This window comes from Micromonospora sp. NPDC048999, from assembly GCF_040649295.1.
Classification (GTDB): Bacteria; Actinomycetota; Actinomycetes; order Mycobacteriales; family Micromonosporaceae; genus Micromonospora.
The window spans coordinates 39,676-61,293 of record NZ_JBEZFI010000017.1 but is presented as its reverse complement, the minus strand read 5'-3'; the positions used below and the strand labels follow the sequence as shown (position 1 = coordinate 61,293).

The window sequence follows — 21,618 nt, the reverse complement described above, 5'->3', positions numbered from 1 at the left end:
GGTGGATCCGGCCGGCGAGCGACCCGACATCGTCCTGGTCGTCGACGACGACGAGGACATCGCGCGGTTCGTCGAGTTCAACCTGCGCCTGCACGGCTTCGAGGTGCTGCACGCCAGCGACGGCCAGGAGGCGCTCGAGGTGATCGAGCGGCAGCGGCCCGACCTGGCCGTGGTGGACCTGATGATGCCGCGCATCGACGGCCTGGAGCTGACCCGTCGGCTGCGCGCCGACCCGATGACCTCGGCGCTGCCGGTGATCATGCTGACCGCCAAGGGCATGACCGTGGACAAGGTCAACGGCCTCAGCGCCGGCGCCGACGACTACCTGGTGAAGCCCTTCGACACCGCCGAGTTGATCGCCCGGGTCAGCTCCACGCTGCGGCGCAACAAGGAGTTCCGCGAGGTCTCGCCGCTGACCGGGTTGCCCGGCAACAGCCGGATCCGCCGCGAGATCAACGACCGGGTACGCGCCGGGGCCGACTACGCCGTCGGGTACATCGACATCGACCGGTTCAAGAGCGTCAACGACCGGTACGGCTTCGTCCGGGGCGACGAGTTCATCTCCGCGCTGGCCCGCAGCCTGCACCGGGCGGTGGTGTCGATCGGCCTGCCGCCGGCGTTCCTCGGTCACGTCGGCGGCGACGACTTCGTCATCGTCTGCGCCCCCAGCCAGGTCCGGCCGCTGACCAGCCGGGCGGTGGAGGACTTCGAGAAGGCCGCCGACGCCCTCTACGACCCGGTCGACCGGGAGCGCGGCTTCGTCGAGCTGAAGGATCGGCGGGGCAACATCAGGCGGGCCGCCCTGGTCACCCTCTCCATCGGGGTCTCCCTCTCCGACTCCGGCAAACGCTTCACCGACCCGCTGGAGGCGATCGCCGTCGCCTCCGAGATGAAGACGCTCGCCAAGAGCCAGCCCGGGTCGTACGTCGCGGTCGACCGCCGGCGCGGCGTTACGTGATCGTGCTCTCCTCGCTGTGAGGTAGCTCGCCTCTCTGGCGCGGCCCGCCGCCCGGCGTGTAAGACTCTCGGTATACCCACCACGCGCTGGCGGGGCTCGGTGAAATTCCGAACCGGCGGTGATCCACGGCCCGACCGTGGTAAGCCCGCGACCCGGACGGCTTCGGCCGGACGGTGGACCTGGTGAGAATCCGGGGCCGACGGTTGGGGTGCGGCTCGTCCGTCCCCAGACAGTCCGGATGGGAGACAGCGCGCGGGACGGGGAGGCCCCTGCCGGCCGCTGGCACCGTCAGCCGCCGCGTGGGCTCTCCGGGGTCGGCGCCGCCGTCCCCGGGTCTCCGCCGCCGCCCGTCCGCGGCACCTGTGTCGCCACCTCCCAGCCTCGCCCGCGCGTACCGGCGAGCGAAAGGGCAGGGCAGGCGATGGCGAGCGGCTCCGTCGACGAGGCGATGCGTCGCGCGATCTCCCTGGCGGCCCGCGGCCTTGGCACCACCAGCCCCAATCCGGTGGTCGGCTGCGTCCTCCTCGACGCGCACGGCGAGGTCGTCGGCGAGGGGTTCCACGCGTACGCGGGCGGGCCGCACGCCGAGATCGTCGCCCTCGCCCAAGCCGGTGAGCGGGCCCGCGGCGGCACCGCCATGGTCACCCTGGAACCCTGCGACCACACCGGCCGCACCGGCCCCTGCAGTCACGCGCTCATCGCCGCCGGTGTCTCCCGGGTGGTGATCGCCGTCGCCGACCCCAACCCGGTCGCCACCGGCGGCGCGGCCACCCTGCGCGCCGCCGGGGTCGAGGTCGAGGTCGGGGTACGCGCCGAGGAGGCCGAGGCGGGCAACGTCGCCTGGCTCACCTCGATGCGCCGCGGCTGGCCGTACGTGATCTGGAAGTACGCCGCCACCCTCGACGGGCGCTCCGCCGCGGCCGACGGCACCAGCATGTGGATCACTTCCGAGGCGGCCCGGACCGACGTGCACGCCCTGCGTGGCACGGTCGACGCGGTGATCGCCGGGGTGGGCACCGTGCTCGCCGACGACCCCCGGCTCACCGCCCGCAACCTGCGCGACGGCACCCTGGCCATCCGGCAGCCGCTGCGGGTGGTGGTGGACAGCTCGGGGCGTACCCCGGCCGACGCCCGGGTCCGCGACGGCGCCGCCCGGACCTGGATCGCGACCGCCGCCGAGGTCGGCGCCGGCCCGGACGGCCGGGTCGACCTGCCGGCGCTGCTCGCGGAGCTGCACCACCGCGGCGTCCGGGCCGCCCTGCTGGAGGGCGGCCCCCGGCTGGCCGGCGCGTTCCTCGCGGCCGGCCTGGTCGACAAGATCGTCGGGTACGTCGCGCCGAAGCTGCTCGGCGCCGGCCCGACCGCGCTGCTCGACGCCGGCGTGACCACCATCGCCGACGTCATCGACCTGGAACTCACCGACGTCACGCAGGTCGGCCCCGACCTGCGGATCACCGCGCTGCCCCGGAAGAGGGAGGCCTGACATGTTCACCGGCATCGTCGAGGAACTGGGCGAGGTCGTCCGGACCACCGAGACCGGAGGCGACTCGGCGCTGGTCGCCATCCGCGGCCCGCTGGTCACCTCGGACGCCCGGCACGGCGACTCCATCGCCGTCAACGGGGTCTGCCTGACCGTGGTCGACGTCGACGGCGACGTTTTCACCGCGGACGTGATGGGGGAGACCCTGCGCCGGTCCGCGCTCGGCGCGCTCCGCCCGGGTGATCCGGTCAACCTGGAGCGGGCCGCCGCGCTGAACAGCCGGCTCGGCGGGCACATCGTCCAGGGCCACGTCGACGGGGTCGGCGAGATCATTTCCCGGGAGCCGGCCGCCCAGTGGGAGACGGTCCGCTTCCGGCTGCCCGCCGCGCTGTCCCGGTACGTGGTGGAGAAGGGCTCGATCACCGTCGACGGTGTCTCGCTGACCGTCGCCGAGGTCGGCGACGACTGGTTCGCCGTCGGGCTGATCCCCACCACCCTCAAGCTCACCACCCTCGGCGCCAAGGGCGTAGGCGACCCGGTCAACCTCGAGGTGGACGTGCTGGCCAAGTACGTCGAGCGGCTGCTCGCCAGCGGTCCCCGCCCGGACGGGGACCGCTGATGGGCCCGCTCGGTTGGCTGCTCGACGCCCAGCTCCAGATCGCCGGCTCGCCGGTGCTGGTCCGGGAGATCGTCGGCAACGTCTTCGGCCTCGGCTCCGCGCTGTTCGGCCTCCGCCGGCTGGTCTGGGCCTGGCCGATCGGCATGATCGGCAACGCGCTGCTGTTCACCGTGTTCCTCGGCGGCGCCTTCGCCACCCCGCAGGCGCACGACCTCTACGGCCAGGCCGGCCGCCAGGTCTTCTTCTTCGCGGTCAGCCTCTACGGCTGGTGGCGCTGGTCGCGCAACCGGCGCGCCGGCGGCGGGGAGCAGCCGGCGGTCACCCCGCGCTGGGCCACCGGTCGGGAACGGCTCGGCCTGCTCGCCGCCGCCGTGGTCGGCACCGCCGCCGCGTACCCGCTGCTGGCCGCGCTCGGCTCCTGGGGGCCGCTGCCGGACGCCTGGATCCTGGTCGGCAGCCTGCTCGCCACGTACGGCATGGCCCGCGGCTGGGTCGAGTTCTGGCTGCTCTGGATCGCCGTCGACGCGGTCGGCGTGCCGCTGCTGCTGCGCGGCGGCTTCTACCCGTCGGCCGCCATGTACCTCTTCTACGGCGGGTTCTGCGCCGCCGGCCTGGCCACCTGGTGGCGCACCTCGCGGGCCACCGCGCCCGCCCGTACCCCGATCTACTCGGAGGTTGTGGCATGACCAGTTTCGGATCCATCGAGCAGGCGGTGGCGGACATCGCCGCCGGCCGGCCCGTCGTCGTGGTCGACGACGAGGACCGGGAGAACGAGGGCGATCTGATCTTCGCGGCTGAGCTGGCCACCCCGGAGCTGCTCGCCTTCACGGTCCGCTACACCTCGGGCTACATCTGCGTGCCGCTCACCGAGAGCGAGTGCGACCGGCTGGACCTGCCGCCGATGCACCACACCAACCAGGACCGGCGGGGCACCGCGTACACGGTGACCGTGGACGCCCGGGAGGGAGTCAGCACCGGCATCTCGGCCGCCGACCGGTCGCACACCATCCGGCTGCTCGCCGATGCGGCCACCGACCCGACCGACCTGGCCCGTCCCGGGCACGTGGTGCCGCTGCGGGCTCGGGAGGGCGGGGTGCTGCGCCGGCCCGGCCACACCGAGGCGGCGGTCGACCTGACCCGGCTGGCCGGGCTGCGCCCCGCCGGGGTGCTGTGCGAGCTGGTCAACGACGACGGCACCATGATGCGCCTGCCGGACCTGGAGAAGTTCTGCGCCGAGCACGGGCTGACCCTGATCACCATCGCCGACCTGATCGCCTACCGCCGGCGCACCGAGAAGCAGGTGGAGCAGGTCGCCGAGGCGCGGATGCCCACCCCGTACGGGGTGTTCCGGGCGCTCGGCTACCGCAGCGACTTCGACTCGGCCGAGCACGTCGCGCTGGTCATGGGCGACCTCGGTGACGGGGCGGACGTGCTGGTCCGGGTGCACTCCGAGTGCCTCACCGGCGACGTCTTCGGCTCGCTGCGCTGCGACTGCGGCCCGCAGCTGCAGGCCGCCCTGGCCCGGGTGGCACAGGAGGGGCGCGGCGTGGTGCTCTACGTACGCGGCCACGAGGGGCGCGGCATCGGGCTGCTGCACAAGCTGCGGGCGTACCAGCTCCAGGACCAGGGCCGGGACACCGTCGACGCCAACCTCGACCTGGGGCTGCCCGCCGACGCCCGGGACTACGGCACCGGCACGCAGATCCTCTACGACCTGGGCGTCCGCTCGATGCGGCTGCTGACGAACAACCCGGCCAAGCGGGCCGGTCTGGAGGGGTACGGCCTCACGGTGAGCGGCCGCGAGGGGCTGCCCGTCCGGTCGAACCCGGAGAACGTCCGCTACCTGCGGACCAAGCGGGACCGGATGGGCCACCTCCTGGACGGGCTGGACGAGGTGACCGAGGCGCCGATGGGCCGCCCGGTCGCCGGCGACGAGATCGGAGCGTAGCGATGGCGGGTTTCGGGGAACCGGGCGTCACCTCGGTGGACGCCGCCGGGCTGACCGTCGGCGTCGTGGCCGCGCGCTGGCACGGCGACCTAACCGACCAGATGGTCGACCGGGCGGTGGCCGCCGCCGAGGCATGCGGCGCGCGGTCCGTGGTGGCCCGGGTGGCCGGCTCGGTGGAGCTGCCCGTGGTGGCCCAGGCGATGGCCCGCCGGTACGACGTGGTGGTCGCGCTCGGCGTGGTGGTCCGGGGTGCGACGGCCCACTTCGACTACGTCTGCAAGGCGGTGACCGAGGGGCTGACCCGGGTCGCGCTGGACGAGGGCAAGCCGGTGGCGCACGGGGTGCTCACGGTGGACACCATCGAGCAGGCCCGGGACCGGGCCGGCCTGCCCGGCTCGGCGGAGGACAAGGGCTGGGCGGCCACCGTCGCGGCCCTGGACGCCGCGCTCGCAATCCGGGGCCTCGGCGCCGCCAACGGCCACCGGGTGGGCTTCGGCGGCTGACCGGTGGCCGTTGGTCGTCCGGTCCGGTCGCTACCCGACGGCGGCCGGTGTGGCCTCGGCCGGCTCCGCGGCCGGTGTGGCCTCGGCCGGCGCGGTGAGGCGGCGGCCGGTGAGCAGGTAGCCGGCCGCGACCAGCAGCAGCAGCCCGATCGCCGCGTACAGCAGGCGGTAGTCGACCAGGCCGACCAGCAGTGCGCCCGCCCCGATCGCCACCGACTGCGGACCGCTGGCCAGCGCGTCCAGCGCGGCCGAGACCCGGCCGACCAGGTCCGGCGGGGTACGTCGCTGAATCAGCGTCATGGTGCCCACCATCGACATCGGCAGCCCGAGCCCGATCAGCATGATGCCGACGAAGGCGAGCACCAGGCTCGGGCGGACCATGGCCAGGGTGCCCACGGCGAGGGCGGCCACGCCGAGCGCCAGGGTGCCCAGCTCGCCGAGCCGGCGTACCAGCGCCGCCGAGCCGACTCCGCCGACCAGGCCGCCGATCCCCTGCACGGAGACCAGCACCCCCAGGAATGCGGGCGGCCGCCCGAGCCCCTGGTCCACGTACGCGAACCACAGCGTCTCGCCGAACCCCAGCCCGACGGTGGCGACCACCACCGCCACCAACGCGCGGCGCAGCGCGGGCTCGGCCACCAGGTGCCGGAGCCCGGCGACCAGCGCACCGCGCCCGTTGCCGGCGGCTCCGGCGCCGGCCCCACTCGGGGTCGCCGCTTCGCCCGATGCGGCACCCGGGTCTCCGTTGGCCACCGCCCCGAACCCCGCACCCGCACCCTCGCCCGAAGCCGAAGCCGAAGCCGAAGCCGAAGCCGAAGCCGAAGCCGAAGCCGAAGCCGAAGCCGAAGCCGAAGCCGAAGCCGGGCGTAGGGCCAGACCGATCGCACCCGCCAACAGGAAGCCGAGCGCGCAGGCGGCGGCCAGCGCCGGGCCGCCGAGCAGGACGTAGAGGCCGGCGCCGAGCAGCGGGCCGGCCAGCCGAAGCCCCTGCTTGACGGTCTGGGACACGCCGTTGGCGTCGGGCAGCAGCTCGGCGGGGACCAGTTCCTGCACGAGCGCGGTGACCGTCGCGCCGAGCGCGATGTAGGAGAGCCCGTAGCCGGCGGCGACCGCGTAGACGATCCAGAGCCGGCTGGCGTCGTGCACGGTCAGCAGCGGCAGCAGCAGCGCGGCGGTGATCGCGTTGAGCGCCACGAAGAGCGTCCGGCGGGGTGCCCGGTCGACTACCCAGCCGACCAGCGGGGCGAGCACCATCGGCGCGGTCAGCGCGACGAAGGTGGCGCCGGCCAGCCCGTCGGAGCCGGTCAGTTCCTTGACCCAGACGGCCAGGGCCAGCAGCAGGACCGACTCGGCGACCATGCTCACGGTCAGCGCGAGGAAAAACCGCCGGAAGTCCGGCCGGCGCAGCAGGTGTCTCATCGTTCCCCGTCTTCTTTCGTGTCGGCGTCGCCGACGACCGTTCCGTGTTCCGTGGTTTCGGCGTTGTTGCCGACCGGTCCGCCCTCCGCGTTCCGTGCGGGGTCGGCCCTGCCGGCTGCCGGTCCGTCGACCTCGGGTACGCCCCACGCCATCAACCGCACCGGCCGTGACCCGGCCGGGCGGGCCGCCGGGTCGCTGATCCGGTCCAGGTGCCGCCCGAACAGCGACCCGATCTCCTGCTTCATCTCGGCGAGCTCGTCGGCGGTGTACCAGCCGATGGACTGGTTGAAGAAACCGGCGTCGCGCCAGACGGAGGACTCCTGCCGGCGGACGGCCAGCCAGTCCCGGAGCTTGCGGTACTCCAGGTCGAGCAGGACGTGGGTGGCCGCGTCGCCGGCCCGCGCCAGCTCGGGGCTCTGCTCACCCTCGCCCCACCGGTGCCCCTCGGTGACCAGCCGCCACGGCCGCTGCCGACCGGTGCCGCCGCCGGCCTCGGTGACGAAGCCGTACTTGGCGAGCTGTCGCAGGTGCCAGGAGCAGTTGGCGGGGCTCTCGCCGACCCGCTCGGCCACCTCGGTGGCGGTCAGCGGGCCGTAGAGGCCGACCGTGTTGAGGATGCGCAGCCGCAGCGGGTGCGCGAGGGCGCGAAGGGTGTCGACGTCGGTGATCTCACGGGGCTGCTGCTCGGGCATGCGTCAAAGGATATCTTTCGAAAGGCCACTTTCGAAAGACCTCTTTTCACGGGGCCTACCTGTCGGCCCAGGCGTACCCGGACATGGGGCTTGATCAACTCGGTGTGCGGCAAGCTGTGGTCTCGTCCTCTGTTTTGACCACAACTTGCCGCACATGGAGTTGATCAAGCCGGCCCGCGATGGGCGAATACCCACAGCAGTCCTGGTCAGAGTCGGCCGGCCTCGATGATCCGGCTCAGGAACTGCCGGGTACGCGGCTGGGTCGGCTCGCCGAGCACCTGCTCCGGCGGCCCGGCCTCCACCACCCGGCCGCTGTCGAGGAAGCAGACCTGGTCGGCCACCTCGCGGGCGAACCCCATCTCGTGGGTGGCCAGCACCATGGTCATCCCGTCCGCCTTCAGCTCGCGGATCAACGTCAGCACCTCGCCCACCAGTTCCGGGTCCAGCGCCGAGGTCACCTCGTCCAGCAGCATCAGCCGGGGCGAGTTGGCCAGCGCCCGCACGATCGCCACCCGCTGCTGCTGCCCGCCGGAGAGCCGGTCCGGATAGGCCCTTGCCTTCTCGCCCAGCCCCACCCGGTCGAGCAACTCCCGAGCCTGGGCCTCGGCTTCCGCCCGGGCCCGCCGGTGCACCCGACGCGGGGCCAGGACGATGTTTTCCAGCACGGTCAGGTGCGGGAAGAGGTTGTACGACTGGAAGACCATGCCGATCCGGCGGCGGACCAGGTCCGGGTCGACCCGGGGATCGGAGATCTCCTCACCGTCCAGCTCGATGGTGCCGTCGTCCAGCTCCTCCAGCAGGTTGACGCAGCGCAGCAGGGTCGACTTGCCCGACCCGGACGCCCCGATCAGCGCCACCACCTGATGCTCGTCGACGGTCAGGTCGAGCCCGTCGAGCACCACGTGGCCGGCGAACTCCTTGCGCAGCCCTCGGCAGCTCAGCACCGGCATCTCAACCTCCGGACTGGCGTCGGGCCGCGCGCAGCGTCACCCAGTCGGTGACCGCGATCAGCGGGATGGCGAGCAGCACGAACAGCATGCCGGCCAGAATGTAAGGCGTGTAGTTGAAGTGCTGCGCGGTGGCGATCTGGGCGGCGCGGACCGCGTCGATCGGCCCGGCCAGGGAGACCAGTCCCACGTCCTTCTGCAACGCCACCACGTCGTTGAGCAGCGGCGGGGCCACCCGGCGGACGGCCTGCGGCAGCACCACGTGCCGCATGGTCTGCCGGTAGCTCAGCCCGAGCGACCGGGCGGCGGCGAGCTGGCTCGGGTGCACCGACTCGATGCCGGCCCGGAACACCTCGGCCAGGTACGCGCCGTAGGTGAGCACCAGCGCGAGCCCGCCGAGCACCAGCACCGGGGGCATGCCCTGCAACCGCAGGCCCGGCACGCCCAGCGTCAGCACGTAGAGCACGATGATCAGCGGCAGACCCCGGAAGGTGTACGTGTAGCTGGTGGCGAGCGCCCGCACCGGGAAGAAGACCGGGCCGCGCAGCGTACGTAGGAGCGCGACGAGCAGCCCGAGGAGCAGCGCGCCGGCGGCGCAACAGAGCAGCAGCTGGACGTTGAGCTTGAGGCCGTCGAGCACCGCCGGCAGGGCCTCCCGGGCGATCTTTGGGTCCAGGAACGACTCGCGGACCCGGTCCCAGCCGGGTGCGCCGGTGACGGCGGTGACCAGCAGCGTGCCGAGCGCCGCCGTGGAGCAGGCGGCGACCAGCACGCTGCGTACGGTCTGCCGACGCCGGTACGCGGTCCGCCGCTGCTGGGCGGACGAGGGGGTGTGCTCCAGCAGGATCACGTGAGCTCGGGCGCTCCGGCCGCCTCAGCGAGCCACTTCTGCTGCAGCTCCTTGAGCGTGCCGGCCTTGGCGAGTTGGTCGATCGCCGCGTTGACGCAGGGAACGAGCGGGGTGTCCCTGTCCAGCAGCAGCCCGAACGTCTCGGGCGCGCCGACCTGCGGCACCTGGCCGACGATGACGGCGTCGGTGAGTTCCGCGCCGGTCATGTAGAAGGCGGTCGGCAGGTCCACCACGAGGCCGTCGAGCTGACCGTTCTGCAGCGCCTTCTTGGCGTCGTCGTTGTTGTTGAAGACCTGCGGCTTCCGGGTCGGCTTGATCACGTCGGTGATCGCCTGGTAGCTGGTGGTGCCGACCTGGGCGCCGAGGGTGGCGTCCCGCAGGTCGGCCAGGGACTTCTTCCCGGCGATCTTCGAGGACTTGAGCGCGATCACGGTCTGCCGCACCAGGTAGTAGGGCGCGGAGAAGGCGACCGCCTGCTGGCGCTCCGGTGTGACGGAGAACTGGTTGATGTCGAAGTCGAAGGTCTTCGGGCCGGGGGCGATGGCGGCGTCGAACTTGACCCGGGTCCAGGTGACGTCCTCGTGCGCGTACCCGAGCTTCTCGGCCACCGCGTACGCGACGGCGGCCTCGTAGCCCTCGCCGTTGTCCGGTTTGTTCTGGCGGAACCACGGCTCGTACGCCGGTTCGTCGGTGGCGATGGTCAGCTTGCCGGCGGTCCGCGTCGGCATGGTGCCCTTCGTGCACGCGGCGGCGGTGGGGTTCGGGACGGGGGGCTGATCGTCCTGGGGCGCGCAGGCGGCAACCGCGACGAGGACGGCGCCGGCCGTGCCGAGCGCGAGGATGCGAGGGGTGTCGGCCATGGCGGACAGCGTAGAGCCATGAACGGTCGTGATCGATATTTGTCTCACCGTTGGGGTGAGAAATTGGATCACGTGCCGTCCCGGCCACCGGGCCGACCCGGACCCGCCGCACCCGCTTCCGCCGGCGAGCTGGAAGAATCGCGCTTCGTGAAGACGTTCGAGGAGCTGTTCGCCGAGCTGCAGGCCAAGGCCGCCGCCGGCACCCCGGGCTCGGGCACGGTCACCGCGCTTGAGAAGGGGGTGCACTTCATCGGCAAGAAGGTCGTCGAGGAGGCGGCCGAGGCGTGGATGGCCGCCGAGCACGAGGGCCCCGAGCGGGCCGCCGAGGAGATCTCCCAGCTGCTCTACCAGGCCCAGGTGCTGATGCTCGCCACCGGGCTCGAACTCAAGGACGTCTACCGACATCTGTGAGTGTTTCCGTCTGCTGATCATTCCGATCGATCGAAGGAGCACTCCACCCATGCTGCGTGTCGCTGTACCCAACAAAGGCACCCTGGCCGAGTCGGCCGCCCAGATGCTGCGCGAGGCGGGCTACCGCCAGCGCACCGACCTCAAGGACCTGGTCTGCCGCGACGAGGCCAACGACCTCGAGTTCTTCTACCTGCGCCCCAAGGACATCGCCACCTACGTCGGCTCCGGTGACCTCGACGTCGGCATCACCGGTCGCGACCTGCTGATCGACTCCGGCGCGCCGGCCGAGGAGGTGGTCGACCTGAACTTCGGGCGGGCCACGTTCCGGTTCGCGGCCCGCCCGGAGGACGTGGACTCCGTCCAGCAGTTGGGCGGGCACCGGATCGCCACCGCGTACCCGGGGCTGGTCGAGCGGCACCTGGCGGAGCTGGGCGTCAAGGCCGAGGTGATCCGCCTGGACGGCGCGGTGGAGAACGCCATCCGTCTCGGCGTGGCCGACGTGGTCGCCGACGTGGTGGAGACCGGCGTCACCCTGCGCCAGGCCGGGCTGGTGGTGTTCGGGGAGCCGCTGCTGCACTCCTCGGCGGTGCTGGTCCGCCGGCTCGGGGCCCCCGGCTGCGCGCAGGCCGACCAACTGCTGCGCCGGCTGCACGGCGTGCTGGTCGCCCGCCGCTACGTGATGCTCGCCTACGACGTGCCGGCCGGGCTGCTCGACCGGGCCAGCTCGCTGACCCCCGGCATCGAGTCGCCGACCGTCTCCCCGCTGCACCGCGAGGGCTGGGTAGCCGTGCAGGCGATGGTCCTGCGCGACGACGTGCACCGGATCATGGACGAGCTCTACGAGCTGGGTGCTCGGGCCATCCTGGTCACCAACATCCACGCCTGCCGGCTGTGAGGCCGCTGCCGGCTCCGGCCGCTCTGGCGCTGGTCGTCCTCGGCGGGGTGGCCGCGGCCGCGCAGAGCCTGGTCAACGCCGGCCTGGGGGAGCGGGCCGGCGCCCCGATGCTCGGCGCGGTGGTCAACAACCTCGGCGGCAGCCTCCTCGTCCTGGTCGGGTTGCTCGCCGTGCCCTCGATGCGGAGCGGGCTGGCCGCGCTGCGCCGCGCCGGCCTGCCCTGGTGGGCGTATCTGGGCGGCCTCGGCGGCGCGGCGATCGTGGTGATCGCCACGTACGTCGTGCCGGTGCTCGGGGTGGCCGTCTTCACCATCGCCCAGGTGGCCGGCGGCAGCCTGAGCGGGCTGGCCGTGGACCGGGCGGGCCTGTCCCCGGCGGGACGGCTGCCGCTCACCGTGCCCCGGGTCGCCGGGGGGCTGCTCGGCATCGTCGCGGTGTCCCTCGCCCAGCTCGGTCGGCCGGTCGGTGACCTGGCGCTGGGGCTGGTCCTGCTCGCGGTCGCCGGTGGGCTGGCGGTGGCCCTGCAGTCCGCGCTGAACGGTCGGGTCTCCGCCGCCGGCAGCACCGCCGCCGGGCTCGCGGTCAACTTCGCCGTCGGCACCCCGGTGATCCTGGCGGTCGCGGCCCTGGTCGGGGCGTTCGCCGTCCGGCCCACCTGGCCCGGGCAGTGGTGGTTCTACACCGGCGGCCTGCTCGGGGTCGGCATCGTGCTCACCCTGCTGGTGGGCGTCCGCGCGGCCGGGGTGCTGCGGACCGGCCTCGCGCTGGTCGCCGGGCAGCTCGGCGGGGCCCTGCTGCTGGACGTGCTGCTGCCCGGCGGGGCCGGGGCGCGCTGGCCGGTGCTGGCCGGCGCGGCGCTCACCGGGCTCGCCGTGCTGGTGGCCGGCGTACGGCGGCGCGCGCCGTCGCGTGTGGCGACGGAACGCGAGCCCGAGCCGGATGGCAGACTGGTGGCGTGAGCGAGCGGAGCGAGCGAACCATCAGGCTCAGCAGCGCGGCGCCTCGCGCCGCCGCGGAGCGCAGCGAGGCGGTGGCGTGAGCGAGCGGAGCGAGTCAGTGGTGACCCTGCGGCCGCGCCGGATCCGGCTGGTCTGCTGGGTGTCGGCCGCCGCAGTGCTGCTGGTGTTCAGCCTGGTCGCCACCTCGCTGACCGGCGGCGTCGGCAATGGCTACGGCACGTTCCAGCGGGGCGACCAGCTCGCCATGATCGGGCTGGGTGTCTTCGGTGCCCTCGGCATCCTGCTCTTCACCCGTCCCCGTGTGGTGGCCGACGTGAAGGGTGTCCGGGTCCGCAACGTGATCGGTTCGCACGAGCTGCCCTGGGAGGTCGTGCGCGGGGTCCGGTTCGACCGTGGCGCCCCGTGGGCCAGCCTGGAGCTGCACGACGACGACCTGCTGCCGATGGTCGCCCTCCAGGCCGCCGACAAGGAACTCGCGGTCGAGGGGGTGCGCGCCCTGCGCCGCCTCCACCAGGCCCACCTGGCCGCCCTCGCCGACAACCCCCGCTGACCCGAGATCCGCGCAACTTCGGGGAAACTGCTGCCTCGCCGCGTCGGGAGGCCGCATGTGCGGGGAAACTGTGCGGATCTTGCCGCGCGTTATGCGCGGCTCGGCGGGGCGAGTTGGGGGTTGGCGGGGCGACGGTGTAATGTTGCTGAGTCGACCAGACTGCTCCCGTCGCTGACGTGAGGGCGGTCCTGAAGCGGAGCGCCTGCTCCCACCCGAGTCGCCGCGAAGGCGGCCGGGTCCGGTCCCCGGTTCCGGGCACGTCCCGGTTCCGGATGCGCGATCATGTGATCGTGCCGACCGGTCGAGCGGGCCCTGGCATGCGCCGGGGCCTTCTGCTTTCCGGGTCGGCTCCCGCCCGGGAGCCTGCGGAGTCGGCACCGTAGGAGACTCGACTCGAGGAGGCCCCATCAGCGTCGAACCACGCGTGAACGAGCAGATCCGGGCACGTGAGGTCCGACTGGTCGGCCCTGAGGGTGAGCAGGTGGGCATCGTCCCGCTGGAGCGCGCCCTGCAGCTGGCCGCGGACGTCGACCTGGACCTGGTCGAGGTTGCGCCGATGGCGCGCCCGCCGGTGTGCAAGCTCATGGACTTCGGCAAGTTCAAGTACGAGAGCGCACTGAAGGCGCGCGAAGCGCGGCGTAACCAGCAGCAGACCGTCATCAAGGAAATGAAGCTCCGGCCGAAGATCGACCCGCACGACTACGAGACCAAGAAGGGTCACGTGGTGCGGTTCCTCAAGGCGGGCGACAAGGTCAAGGTGACGATCATGTTCCGCGGTCGCGAGCAGAGCCGCCCGGAGCTGGGTTACCGGCTCCTGCGCCGGCTCGAGTCCGAGATCACGGACCTGGGATACGTCGAGGCCGCGCCGAAGCAGGACGGCCGAAACATGATCATGGTTCTCGCTCCGCACCGGGCCGTCAAGGCCTCCGCGGTCGCCGCCACGGCGTCCCGCGGTGGGTCCCGGGAACGGGCTGCGGAGGAGGCCGGTGCTCCGGTGGCCGGCGAGACTCCGGAGGCTGGCGAGACCGCAGCAGCCGGTGAGACCGGCCCGACCGCTGACACCAGCGGCCAGTAACAGGGAGAAGACGTTCCACATGCCGAAGATGAAGAGCCACACGGGTATGGGCAAGCGGGTCAAGGTGACCGGCAAGGGCAAGATCGTTGCCCAGCAGGCCGGCCTTCGCCACAACCTGGAGAAGAAGCCCTCCACCCAGACCCGTCGGCTGACCGGCACGGTCGAGTTGGCCAAGTCCGACGTCAAGCGCATCAAGAAGCTGCTCGGCCGCTGACGCGCGCCACCTGAACCGAAGAAGGAGTTGAGATGGCACGCGTCAAGCGGGCTGTGAACGCCCAGAAGAAGCGTCGTACCCTGCTGGAGACCGCGAGCGGCTACCGCGGTCAGCGCTCCCGCCTCTACCGCAAGGCCAAGGAGCAGGTGCTGCACTCGATGCAGTACGCCTACCGGGACCGTCGCGACCGCAAGGGCGACTTCCGGCAGCTCTGGATCCAGCGGATCAACGCCGGCGCCCGGGCCAACGGGATGACCTACAACCGGCTGATCCAGGGCCTGCGCCTGGCCGGCATCGAGGTCGACCGCAAGATCCTGGCCGACATGGCCGTCAACGACGCCGCGTCGTTCGCCGCGCTCGTCGAGCTGGCCCGCGCCGCCGTGGCGGCCGAGGGCACCGGTGGCGCCGCGGCCCAGGCCGCCTGATCCACCCGTACCAGCAGATAGATCGAGGCGTCTCCCATGCCATCACCATCGCGCGGGAGGCGCCTCGAGGCTGTCTCCGGCCCGTTCACTCCGCGTACCCCCAGGGTCGTCGCGGCCCGCCGGCTGCACCGCCGCCGCGACCGTGACGCCACCGGCCGGTTTCTGGCCGAGGGGCCGCAGGCCGTCCGTGAGGCACTGGCCCGCGCCGGCACCGTCGTCGAGCTCTTCGGCACGCCGGCCGCCCTGGACCGGTACGCCGACCTCGCCGCCCGGGCCGCCGGGGCGGACGTGCCCGTCTCCGAGGTCACCGACGAGGCCCTGGCGGCGCTCGCCGAGACCGTCGCCCCGCAGGGCCTGGTCGCCGTCTGCCGACACCTGGACGTACCGCTGGAGAAGGCCCTCGCGCGCGGGCCGCGGCTGGTCGCGGTGCTCGCCGAGATTCGCGACCCGGGCAACGCCGGCACGGTGTTGCGCACCGCCGACGCGGCCGGGGCGGGCGCGGTGATCTTCGCCGGTGACGCGGTCGACCCATACAACGGCAAGTGCGTGCGGGCGTCCGCCGGCAGCCTGTTCCACGTCGACGTGGTCCGCGCCGCCGACCCCGTCGCGGCCGTCGACGCGCTGCGGGCCGCCGGGCTGAGCGTTTTCGCCACCACCGGGTACGGCGACAGCGACCTCGACGACCTCGCCGACGCCGGCCGGCTGGCCACCCCCACCGCCTGGCTCTTCGGCTCCGAGGCGCACGGCCTGCCCGAGGCGCTGACCGGCGCGGCCGACGCCCGGGTCCGGGTGCCGCTGCACGGGCGTGCCGAGAGCTTGAACCTGGCTGCGGCCGCGGCCGTCTGCCTGTACGCTTCAGCGAGAGCTCTGCGCTGACCCGGTGTCACGCGCACAGACAGCAGGGGAGTCGGACCGTGTCACGGCGTTCGTTTAGCCAGCCCGCCGGTGTCGGCGGGCGGCGGGCCTGATCCTTCCTCCTGCACATCTCCCTACCGGCGGGCTGCGGCGAAGCCGCGCGTCCGTAGACTCGCCTAGCCGCCCGTGAGGGCCGGCGCCGCCGTGAGGGAGTGCCCGTTCCATGAGCTACCGCAACGACCCGTACGACCCGAAGCAGGTCGCCCTGCTCGACCCGGCCGCCCTGGCCGAGGCCGTGGCCGAGGCCGAGAAGGCGTTCGCCGCCGCCACCGACCCGGACGTGCTGACCGCGCTGCGCTCCGCGCACCTCGGTGACCGCGCCCCGGTCTCGCTCGCCCGCCGGGAGATCGGCGCGCTGCCGCCGGCCGCCAAGGCCGACGCCGGCAAGCGGGTCAACGAGGCCCGCCGCGCCATCGAGACCGCGTACGCCGCCCGCCAGGAGGTCCTGGATCGGGAGCAGGCCGAGCGGGTGCTGGTCGAGGAGCGGGTCGACGTGACCCTGCCGTACGACCGGCGGCCGCGCGGTGCCCGCCACCCGCTGAGTACGTTGATGGAGCAGGTCAGCGACCTGTTCATCGGGATGGGCTACGAGATCGCCGAGGGTCCCGAGGTCGAGTTGGAGTGGACCAACTTCGACGCGCTGAACATCCCCGCCGACCATCCGGCGCGCGGCCTGATGGACACCTTCCACATCGCACCGCAGGCGGGGGCCGCCGCCGCAGCGGCATCCGGTGGCGCAGCGAGTTCCGGCCTTGTTCTTCGCACGCACACCTCACCGGTGCAGGCGCGCACCATGCTCACCCGCAAGCCGCCGATCTATGTGGTGGTGCCCGGCCGGGTCTACCGCACCGACGAGTTGGACGCCACCCACGCGCCGGTCTTCCACCAGGTCGAGGGCCTGGTGGTGGACAAGGGCATCACCATGGCGCACCTGCGCGGCACGCTGGACCACTTCGCCCGGGCCATGTTCGGCGAGGGCGCGAAGACCCGGTTCCGGCCGCACTACTTCCCGTTCACCGAGCCGTCGGCCGAGTTCGACATCTGGTTCCCCGAGCACAAGGCCGGGCCGCGGTGGGTCGAGTGGGGCGGCTGCGGCATGGTCAACCCGCGGGTCCTGCGCGCCTGCGGCATCGACCCGGAGGTCTACTCGGGATTCGCGTTCGGCATGGGCATCGACCGGACGGTGATGTTCCGGCACGGGGTCGGCGACATGCGGGACCTGGTCGAGGGAGACGTGCGGTTCACCCGCGCGTTCGGGGTCTGAACGGCGCCACGAGCTAACGGAGACGGTGGTCAATAGTCATGCGAGTTTCTGTCAGTTGGCTGCGGGAGTACGTCGACCTCCCCGCCGAGCTGTCCGCCGGCGACCTGGAGCAGGCGCTGGTCAACCTCGGCATCGAGGTCGAGTCCATCGAGGACCTGCGGGAGTCGGTCACCGGTCCGCTGGTGGTCGGTGAGGTCCTGGAGATCGAGGAGCTGACCGGCTTCAAGAAGCCGATCCGGTTCTGCCGGGTCGACGTGGGCACCGCCAACGGCACCGGTGAGCCGCAGGAGATCGTCTGCGGGGCCAGCAACTTCGCCCCGGGCGACCGGGTGGTGGTGATCCTCCCCGGCGGCGTGCTGCCCGGCAACTTCGCCATCGGCGCGCGCAAGACGTACGGGCGCAACTCCCACGGCATGATCTGCTCGGCGAAGGAGCTGGGCCTGGGCGACGACCACTCGGGCATCATCGTGCTGCCCGAGGACACCAAGGCCCAGCCCGGCGACGACGCCCGGCCGGTGGTCGGCCTCGACGACGTGGTGGTCGACCTGGAGATCACCCCCGACCGGGGGTACGCGCTGAGCGTGCGGGGCATCGCCCGCGAGCTGTCGCACGCCCTCGGTGTGCCGTTCCACGACCCGGCCGCGATCCCGGCGCCCGGCGCCACCGCCGAGCCGGCGTACCCGGTCGAGGTGCGGGACACCGTCGGCTGCGACCGGTTCGCCGCCCGGATGGTGCGGGGCGTCGACCCGACCGCGCAGACGCCCGGCTGGATGTCCCAGCGGCTCACCGTGGCCGGGATCCGCAGCATCTCGCTGCCGGTCGACATCACCAACTACCTGATGCTCGAACTCGGCCAGCCGATGCACGCGTTCGACGCCGACCGGATCAACGGGCCGTTGGTGGTCCGCCGCGCCGAGCCGGGGGAGAAGCTGACCACCCTGGACGGGGTGAGCCGGACGCTGGTCGCCGAGGACATGGTGATCTGCGACGACAGTGGCCCGATCTCGCTCGCCGCGGTGATGGGCGGCGAGACCAGCGAGGTGATCGCCTCCACCACGAACGTGCTGTTCGAGGCCGCGCACTGGGACCCGGCGATGGTGGGGCGCACCGCCCGCCGGCACCGGCTGTTCAGCGAGGCGGCCAAGCGCTGGGAGCGGGGTGTCGACCCGGCCCTGCCGCTGGTCGCGCTGGAGAAGGCGGTCCGGCTGCTCACCGAGCACGCCGGGGGCGCGGTCGGCGGGGAGATCCTCGACCTCGACCACGTCCGGCCGCGTACCCCGGTCACCCTGCCGGCGGACCTGCCGTCGCGCCGGGTCGGCGTGGCGTACTCCCCGGAGCGGGTGGTCGAGCTGCTGGAGCAGGTCGGCTGCACGGTCGAGCGGGGCGCCGACCGGCTCGGCGAGGACCCGGGCGAGGTCGGGGTGGCCGCCGCCGGCGGCGCCGAGGTGCTCACGGTGACCCCGCCGAGCTGGCGACCCGACCTCACCGACCCGGCCGACCTGGTCGAGGAGGTGGTCCGCCTCGACGGGTACGACCGGCTGCCGTCGGTGCTGCCCACCGCGCCGCCCGGCCGTGGCCTCACCTGGCCGCAGCAGCGCCGCCGAGCGGTCGCCCGGTCGCTCGCCGAGCGCGGCTACACCGAGGTCCTCGCGCACCCGTTCGTCTCCGTGGAGCTGGCCGACCAGCTCGGCCTGCCGGCCGACGACCCCCGCCGCCCGGCGGTGCGGCTGGCGAACCCGCTGTCCGAGGAGGAGCCGCTGCTGCGCACCACGCTGCTCGGCCCGCTGCTCGGCATCCTCAAGCGCAATATCGGCCGGGGCCAGCGCGACGTGGCGATCTACGAGATCGGGGCGGTGTTCCACCCGCGCCCCGGCGTCGGCACGCCGCCGGCCATGGGCGTGGACCGCCGCCCCACCGACGAGGAGTTCGCCGCCGCCGACGCGGTGGTGCCGGACCAGCCCCGGCACGTCGCCGTGGCGCTGGCCGGTGACATCGAGCCCGCCGGCTGGTGGGGCGCGGGCCGGGCGGCCGGCTGGGCGGACGCCGTCGAGGCCGGCCGGGCCGTGCTCGCCGCCGCCGGCATGCCGGCCGACCGGGTCACCGTCCGGGCCGCCGCGCGCGCGCCCTGGCACCCCGGCCGCTGCGCCGAGCTGCTGGTGGACGGCACCGTGGTCGGGTACGCCGGTGAGCTGCACCCGGCCGTGGTGGCGACGCTGGAGCTGCCCCGTCGCGCCTGCGCCATGGAGCTGAACCTGGACGCGCTGCCCCCGGCCCCGATGGTGGCCGGCCCGGCCCTCTCCACCTTCCCGCCCGCGTTGATCGACGTGGCGCTGGTGCTGGACGAGTCGGTGCCCGCCGCCGAGGTCGAGCGGGCCCTGGTCGAGGGGGCCGGCGAGCTGCTGGAGGACGTGCGGCTCTTCGACGTGTACGCCGCCGAGCAGCTTGGCGCGGGCCGCCGGTCGCTGGCGTACAAGCTGACGTTCCGGGCGCCGGACCGGACGCTGACCGCCGAGGAGGCGGTGGCCGCCCGCGACGCGGCGGTCGCCGAGGCCGGTCGCCGCTTCGGCGCCACCCTGCGCGGCGCCTGACCCGGCTGAGCTGCTGGTGTCGGTTCGGTGCCGGTTGTAACCGGCCCGAACGCAAGGGCCCCTTCCCGGCGCGCTCGCGCGCCGGGAAGGGGCCCTTGCCGCCAATCCGCGACGGGGCTTGCCGTCAGGCTTAGCTGAACTGAGACGCTTGCATGAACTGGCTGACCTTCAACGGCCGGTCCACGATCCGGATGTCCCCGAGCCAGCCGTAGAAACCCTGCTCCACGATCCGGTCGTAGTGGTACGCACCCACCAGCCACGGTTCGTCGCTGGTGGCCAGCCCGATCGCGGGGGTAGAGGGGTTACGCAACAGTTTTGCGCCGTTCACGTACATCGTGGTGGTCTTGCCGTCGTTGACCACGGCGACGTGGAACCACTCGCCGGCCCGCATCTCGTGGCCCCAGTTTGTGGAGATGTCGTTCTGGTTGAGCGGGAAGACCGCCCACTGCAGAGCCATGCCGTCGGAGAGGCTGAGGGTCGCGAGCGGCTCGGCGGGGTCGCCGCCGGTCTTGCCCGCGTTCTGGCCGCTGCCCATCCTGCCCAGCACGCTCATCCAGGCGTGGTTGGTGGCCCGGACGTCCGACGGTAGTTTGATGAACGCCTCGATGGTGTAGCCGGAACGGAAGGTCATGGCGTTGAGTGGAGCCTTGTCCACCGTCTGCAGGTAGGCGCCCCGTGCTGGTTTCTTTCGTCCGTCGAGGAAGAGGCTGGCGTGTGCGGGCTGGTCGGGGTGGTGCTCGCCGCTGGAGCGCATCGCGGTCTGGTCGCTGCCCGGGAGGGTGACCCGGGTCAGGTGGTTGCCACGGCCGGAGAGGTCGGCGATCTGGGCGCCCTCGGGGACCGGGGTGCCGTCGGGGCCGACCTGGTCGAAGCGCCAGTATGCGACGGTGCCGGGGACGACTAGTTGGCTGATCGGCCTGGGTCCGCGCGGCGGAACTGGAGCGAAGCCGGCGAAGCGCTTCGTGAAGTCGATCGCGATGCTGAACCGGTTGACCGCGTCGGTCAACTCCACTTCCTGCTGCTCCAACGCGTTCCGCCGGGCCGGATCCTTCTCAAGGATCCACGGCGAGAAGGTCTCCACGTCGATGGTGTTGCGCGCCAGGTCGAAGTGGTAGAGGCGAACCATGCCGCTGCCGCCGTAGTAGCGGTCCTGGTAGTTGGTGATGTGGACATGCACGTCGTTGCCGGCGGTGTTGCGCAGGACGGTGCGGCCCGACGGCCAGTAGTGACCGTTCAAGGTCAGGAAGATCTGGTCGTGCTCCTTGATCAGCGAATCCCACAGTCGCTGGCCGTGCCCGGACAGCCGCGCCTGGCCGTTGCCGTCGGCGGAGGCGAGGTCGTGAGTGGTGAGGATCGCCGGCAGTTGCGGATGGGTGCGGAGCACCTCCCGGGCCCAGGTGAACGTGCCGGCCGACGGGCGCCAGTCGAGGGCGAGTAGCAACCACTGCCGTCCGCCCGCAGTGAAGATGTGGTAGGTGTTGTAACCATCCACGGTGGCGCCGCGGAAGGTCGACATCTTCCGGTACCGGTTCGGCCCGAACACATCCAGGTAAGGGCTGGCCCCGCGCTGATCGTCGGTGCTGGGGTTGATGTCGTGGTTGCCGGCCAGCACGCTGTACGGCATCTTGTGCCGGTCGAGGATGTCGAACACCTTGCCCGCCCGAGCCAACTCTGCCGCTTCGGCGTTCTCCACGACGTCACCGAGGTGCGCGGTGAAGACGATGTTCTGCTCGGCACGTGCCGCCACCAGGTGGTCGAAGGCTGCGCTGAGCGGGGCGGGGTCGCCGCGATCGGCATCGAACAGGTATTGGGTGTCCGGGACCACCGCAAGGGTGAACCGGGGCTCGTTCGGGTCGGACTGCCGACCCGGCGCCGACTTCTCGGCCTCGGCTGCGTAGGCGGTGCCGGCGGGAAGCAACGTTCCCGCAGCGGTACCGACGCCCAGAAGCCCGACGCCCTGAAGTAGGGCCCGCCGACTGGGGTTGTTCGACATGTCTCGTGCTCCTCGTCTGCGTGTTCTGCAAGAGCATTGGGCGCGACGAGCGA

The 21,618-nt window shown here is 72.6% G+C and carries 22 protein-coding genes and 1 riboswitch; of the genes, 16 read left to right on the top strand and 6 right to left on the bottom strand.

Annotation, left to right across the window (positions count from 1 at the left end; genetic code table 11):
• Position 1: 1 nt before the first annotated feature.
• The 6 genes from AB0C02_RS19185 (at position 2) to ribH (ending at position 5,508) form a co-directional block, all read left to right on the top strand.
• Positions 2 to 958 carry a response regulator gene (locus AB0C02_RS19185; protein ID WP_357549697.1) on the top strand — a complete coding sequence of 319 codons (957 nt, stop codon included), beginning with the start codon at positions 2 to 4 and terminating at the stop codon, positions 956 to 958.
• An 81-nt stretch (positions 959 to 1,039) separates the two neighbouring features.
• A riboswitch (FMN riboswitch) is annotated at positions 1,040 to 1,212 on the top strand.
• A gap of 167 nt (positions 1,213 to 1,379) precedes the next feature.
• Entirely contained in the window at positions 1,380 to 2,441 is a 1,062-nt protein-coding gene (gene ribD, locus AB0C02_RS19180) for a bifunctional diaminohydroxyphosphoribosylaminopyrimidine deaminase/5-amino-6-(5-phosphoribosylamino)uracil reductase RibD (protein WP_357549696.1), read from the top strand.
• 1 nt (position 2,442) lies between these two features.
• A complete protein-coding gene (locus AB0C02_RS19175) occupies positions 2,443 to 3,057 on the top strand; it encodes a riboflavin synthase (RefSeq protein WP_357549695.1) in 615 nt (204 codons plus the stop codon).
• Positions 3,057 to 3,743, top strand: a complete 687-nt coding sequence (gene pnuC / locus AB0C02_RS19170) for a nicotinamide riboside transporter PnuC (protein ID WP_357549694.1) — start codon at positions 3,057 to 3,059, stop codon at positions 3,741 to 3,743. The genes AB0C02_RS19175 and pnuC overlap by 1 nt, the downstream gene beginning before the upstream one ends.
• On the top strand, positions 3,740 to 5,005 hold the full coding sequence (locus AB0C02_RS19165; protein WP_357549693.1) for a bifunctional 3,4-dihydroxy-2-butanone-4-phosphate synthase/GTP cyclohydrolase II: 1,266 nt from the start codon (positions 3,740 to 3,742) through the stop codon (positions 5,003 to 5,005). The genes pnuC and AB0C02_RS19165 overlap by 4 nt, the downstream gene beginning before the upstream one ends.
• A gap of 2 nt (positions 5,006 to 5,007) precedes the next feature.
• Positions 5,008 to 5,508, top strand: a complete 501-nt coding sequence (gene ribH / locus AB0C02_RS19160) for a 6,7-dimethyl-8-ribityllumazine synthase (protein WP_357549692.1) — start codon at positions 5,008 to 5,010, stop codon at positions 5,506 to 5,508.
• Between the two features lie 30 nt (positions 5,509 to 5,538).
• Here ribH and AB0C02_RS19155 read toward each other — a convergent pair whose 3' ends face one another.
• The 5 genes from AB0C02_RS19155 to AB0C02_RS19135 form a co-directional block, all read right to left on the bottom strand.
• Positions 5,539 to 6,927 (bottom strand): MFS transporter, encoded by a 1,389-nt coding sequence (locus tag AB0C02_RS19155; protein WP_357549691.1) that lies wholly within the window; start codon positions 6,925 to 6,927, stop codon positions 5,539 to 5,541.
• Positions 6,924 to 7,619 carry a helix-turn-helix domain-containing protein gene (locus AB0C02_RS19150; RefSeq protein WP_357549690.1) on the bottom strand — a complete coding sequence of 232 codons (696 nt, stop codon included), beginning with the start codon at positions 7,617 to 7,619 and terminating at the stop codon, positions 6,924 to 6,926. The genes AB0C02_RS19155 and AB0C02_RS19150 overlap by 4 nt, the downstream gene beginning before the upstream one ends.
• 206 nt (positions 7,620 to 7,825) lie before the next feature.
• Positions 7,826 to 8,569, bottom strand: a complete 744-nt coding sequence (locus AB0C02_RS19145; RefSeq protein WP_357549689.1) for an amino acid ABC transporter ATP-binding protein — start codon at positions 8,567 to 8,569, stop codon at positions 7,826 to 7,828.
• A gap of 1 nt (position 8,570) precedes the next feature.
• The gene (locus tag AB0C02_RS19140) at positions 8,571 to 9,416 is read right to left on the bottom strand and encodes an ABC transporter permease subunit (RefSeq protein WP_357549688.1); all 846 of its coding nucleotides are present in this window, start codon (positions 9,414 to 9,416) and stop codon (positions 8,571 to 8,573) included.
• Complete coding sequence (locus AB0C02_RS19135) at positions 9,413 to 10,276, bottom strand: transporter substrate-binding domain-containing protein (RefSeq protein WP_357549687.1); 864 nt, start codon at positions 10,274 to 10,276, stop codon at positions 9,413 to 9,415. Before AB0C02_RS19135 ends, AB0C02_RS19140 begins: the two co-directional genes overlap by 4 nt.
• A 147-nt stretch (positions 10,277 to 10,423) precedes the next feature.
• Between AB0C02_RS19135 and AB0C02_RS19130 the strand changes: the two genes are divergently transcribed.
• From AB0C02_RS19130 to pheT, 10 genes are all read left to right on the top strand, one after another.
• Positions 10,424 to 10,687 (top strand): phosphoribosyl-ATP diphosphatase, encoded by a 264-nt coding sequence (locus tag AB0C02_RS19130; RefSeq protein ID WP_357549686.1) that lies wholly within the window; start codon positions 10,424 to 10,426, stop codon positions 10,685 to 10,687.
• A 49-nt stretch (positions 10,688 to 10,736) separates the two neighbouring features.
• On the top strand, positions 10,737 to 11,582 hold the full coding sequence (gene hisG / locus AB0C02_RS19125) for an ATP phosphoribosyltransferase (RefSeq protein WP_357549685.1): 846 nt from the start codon (positions 10,737 to 10,739) through the stop codon (positions 11,580 to 11,582).
• Positions 11,579 to 12,541: a DMT family transporter gene (locus AB0C02_RS19120; RefSeq protein WP_357549684.1), complete on the top strand. Its 963-nt coding sequence runs from the start codon at positions 11,579 to 11,581 to the stop codon at positions 12,539 to 12,541. Before hisG ends, AB0C02_RS19120 begins: the two co-directional genes overlap by 4 nt.
• A 97-nt stretch (positions 12,542 to 12,638) precedes the next feature.
• Positions 12,639 to 13,091: a PH domain-containing protein gene (locus AB0C02_RS19115; RefSeq protein WP_357549757.1), complete on the top strand. Its 453-nt coding sequence runs from the start codon at positions 12,639 to 12,641 to the stop codon at positions 13,089 to 13,091.
• A 424-nt stretch (positions 13,092 to 13,515) separates the two neighbouring features.
• Positions 13,516 to 14,166 (top strand): translation initiation factor IF-3, encoded by a 651-nt coding sequence (infC, locus tag AB0C02_RS19110; protein ID WP_357549683.1) that lies wholly within the window; start codon positions 13,516 to 13,518, stop codon positions 14,164 to 14,166.
• A gap of 19 nt (positions 14,167 to 14,185) precedes the next feature.
• Positions 14,186 to 14,380 (top strand): 50S ribosomal protein L35, encoded by a 195-nt coding sequence (rpmI, locus tag AB0C02_RS19105; RefSeq protein ID WP_088645193.1) that lies wholly within the window; start codon positions 14,186 to 14,188, stop codon positions 14,378 to 14,380.
• Between the two features lie 32 nt (positions 14,381 to 14,412).
• Complete coding sequence (gene rplT / locus AB0C02_RS19100) at positions 14,413 to 14,805, top strand: 50S ribosomal protein L20 (RefSeq protein ID WP_357549682.1); 393 nt, start codon at positions 14,413 to 14,415, stop codon at positions 14,803 to 14,805.
• Positions 14,806 to 14,841: 36 nt separating this feature from the next.
• Positions 14,842 to 15,681 (top strand): RNA methyltransferase, encoded by an 840-nt coding sequence (locus AB0C02_RS19095; protein WP_357549681.1) that lies wholly within the window; start codon positions 14,842 to 14,844, stop codon positions 15,679 to 15,681.
• A gap of 202 nt (positions 15,682 to 15,883) precedes the next feature.
• Positions 15,884 to 16,984 (top strand): phenylalanine--tRNA ligase subunit alpha, encoded by a 1,101-nt coding sequence (pheS, locus tag AB0C02_RS19090; protein WP_357549680.1) that lies wholly within the window; start codon positions 15,884 to 15,886, stop codon positions 16,982 to 16,984.
• Between the two features lie 38 nt (positions 16,985 to 17,022).
• On the top strand, positions 17,023 to 19,572 hold the full coding sequence (gene pheT / locus AB0C02_RS19085) for a phenylalanine--tRNA ligase subunit beta (RefSeq protein WP_357549679.1): 2,550 nt from the start codon (positions 17,023 to 17,025) through the stop codon (positions 19,570 to 19,572).
• 130 nt (positions 19,573 to 19,702) lie between these two features.
• Here the strand turns inward: pheT and AB0C02_RS19080 are convergent, their stop codons facing one another.
• On the bottom strand, positions 19,703 to 21,565 hold the full coding sequence (locus AB0C02_RS19080; RefSeq protein WP_357549678.1) for a LamG-like jellyroll fold domain-containing protein: 1,863 nt from the start codon (positions 21,563 to 21,565) through the stop codon (positions 19,703 to 19,705).
• Positions 21,566 to 21,618: the final 53 nt, after the last annotated feature.

Excerpts from the sequence above, each read along its gene's own strand:
- rplT (WP_357549682.1), top strand. The coding sequence starts at position 14,413 with ATGGCACGCGTCAAGCGGGCTGTGAACGCCCAGAAGAAGCGTCGTACC.
- pnuC (WP_357549694.1), top strand. The coding sequence starts at position 3,057 with ATGGGCCCGCTCGGTTGGCTGCTCGACGCCCAGCTCCAGATCGCCGGC.
- AB0C02_RS19095 (WP_357549681.1), top strand. The coding sequence starts at position 14,842 with ATGCCATCACCATCGCGCGGGAGGCGCCTCGAGGCTGTCTCCGGCCCG.
- rpmI (WP_088645193.1), top strand. The coding sequence starts at position 14,186 with ATGCCGAAGATGAAGAGCCACACGGGTATGGGCAAGCGGGTCAAGGTG.
- hisG (WP_357549685.1), top strand. The coding sequence starts at position 10,737 with ATGCTGCGTGTCGCTGTACCCAACAAAGGCACCCTGGCCGAGTCGGCC.
- pheS (WP_357549680.1), top strand. The coding sequence starts at position 15,884 with ATGAGCTACCGCAACGACCCGTACGACCCGAAGCAGGTCGCCCTGCTC.
- AB0C02_RS19080 (WP_357549678.1), bottom strand. The coding sequence starts at position 21,565 with ATGTCGAACAACCCCAGTCGGCGGGCCCTACTTCAGGGCGTCGGGCTT.
- AB0C02_RS19155 (WP_357549691.1), bottom strand. The coding sequence starts at position 6,927 with ATGAGACACCTGCTGCGCCGGCCGGACTTCCGGCGGTTTTTCCTCGCG.
- AB0C02_RS19165 (WP_357549693.1), top strand. The coding sequence starts at position 3,740 with ATGACCAGTTTCGGATCCATCGAGCAGGCGGTGGCGGACATCGCCGCC.
- ribH (WP_357549692.1), top strand. The coding sequence starts at position 5,008 with ATGGCGGGTTTCGGGGAACCGGGCGTCACCTCGGTGGACGCCGCCGGG.
- pheT (WP_357549679.1), top strand. The coding sequence starts at position 17,023 with ATGCGAGTTTCTGTCAGTTGGCTGCGGGAGTACGTCGACCTCCCCGCC.
- AB0C02_RS19135 (WP_357549687.1), bottom strand. The coding sequence starts at position 10,276 with ATGGCCGACACCCCTCGCATCCTCGCGCTCGGCACGGCCGGCGCCGTC.
- AB0C02_RS19145 (WP_357549689.1), bottom strand. The coding sequence starts at position 8,569 with ATGCCGGTGCTGAGCTGCCGAGGGCTGCGCAAGGAGTTCGCCGGCCAC.
- AB0C02_RS19175 (WP_357549695.1), top strand. The coding sequence starts at position 2,443 with ATGTTCACCGGCATCGTCGAGGAACTGGGCGAGGTCGTCCGGACCACC.
- AB0C02_RS19150 (WP_357549690.1), bottom strand. The coding sequence starts at position 7,619 with ATGCCCGAGCAGCAGCCCCGTGAGATCACCGACGTCGACACCCTTCGC.
- ribD (WP_357549696.1), top strand. The coding sequence starts at position 1,380 with ATGGCGAGCGGCTCCGTCGACGAGGCGATGCGTCGCGCGATCTCCCTG.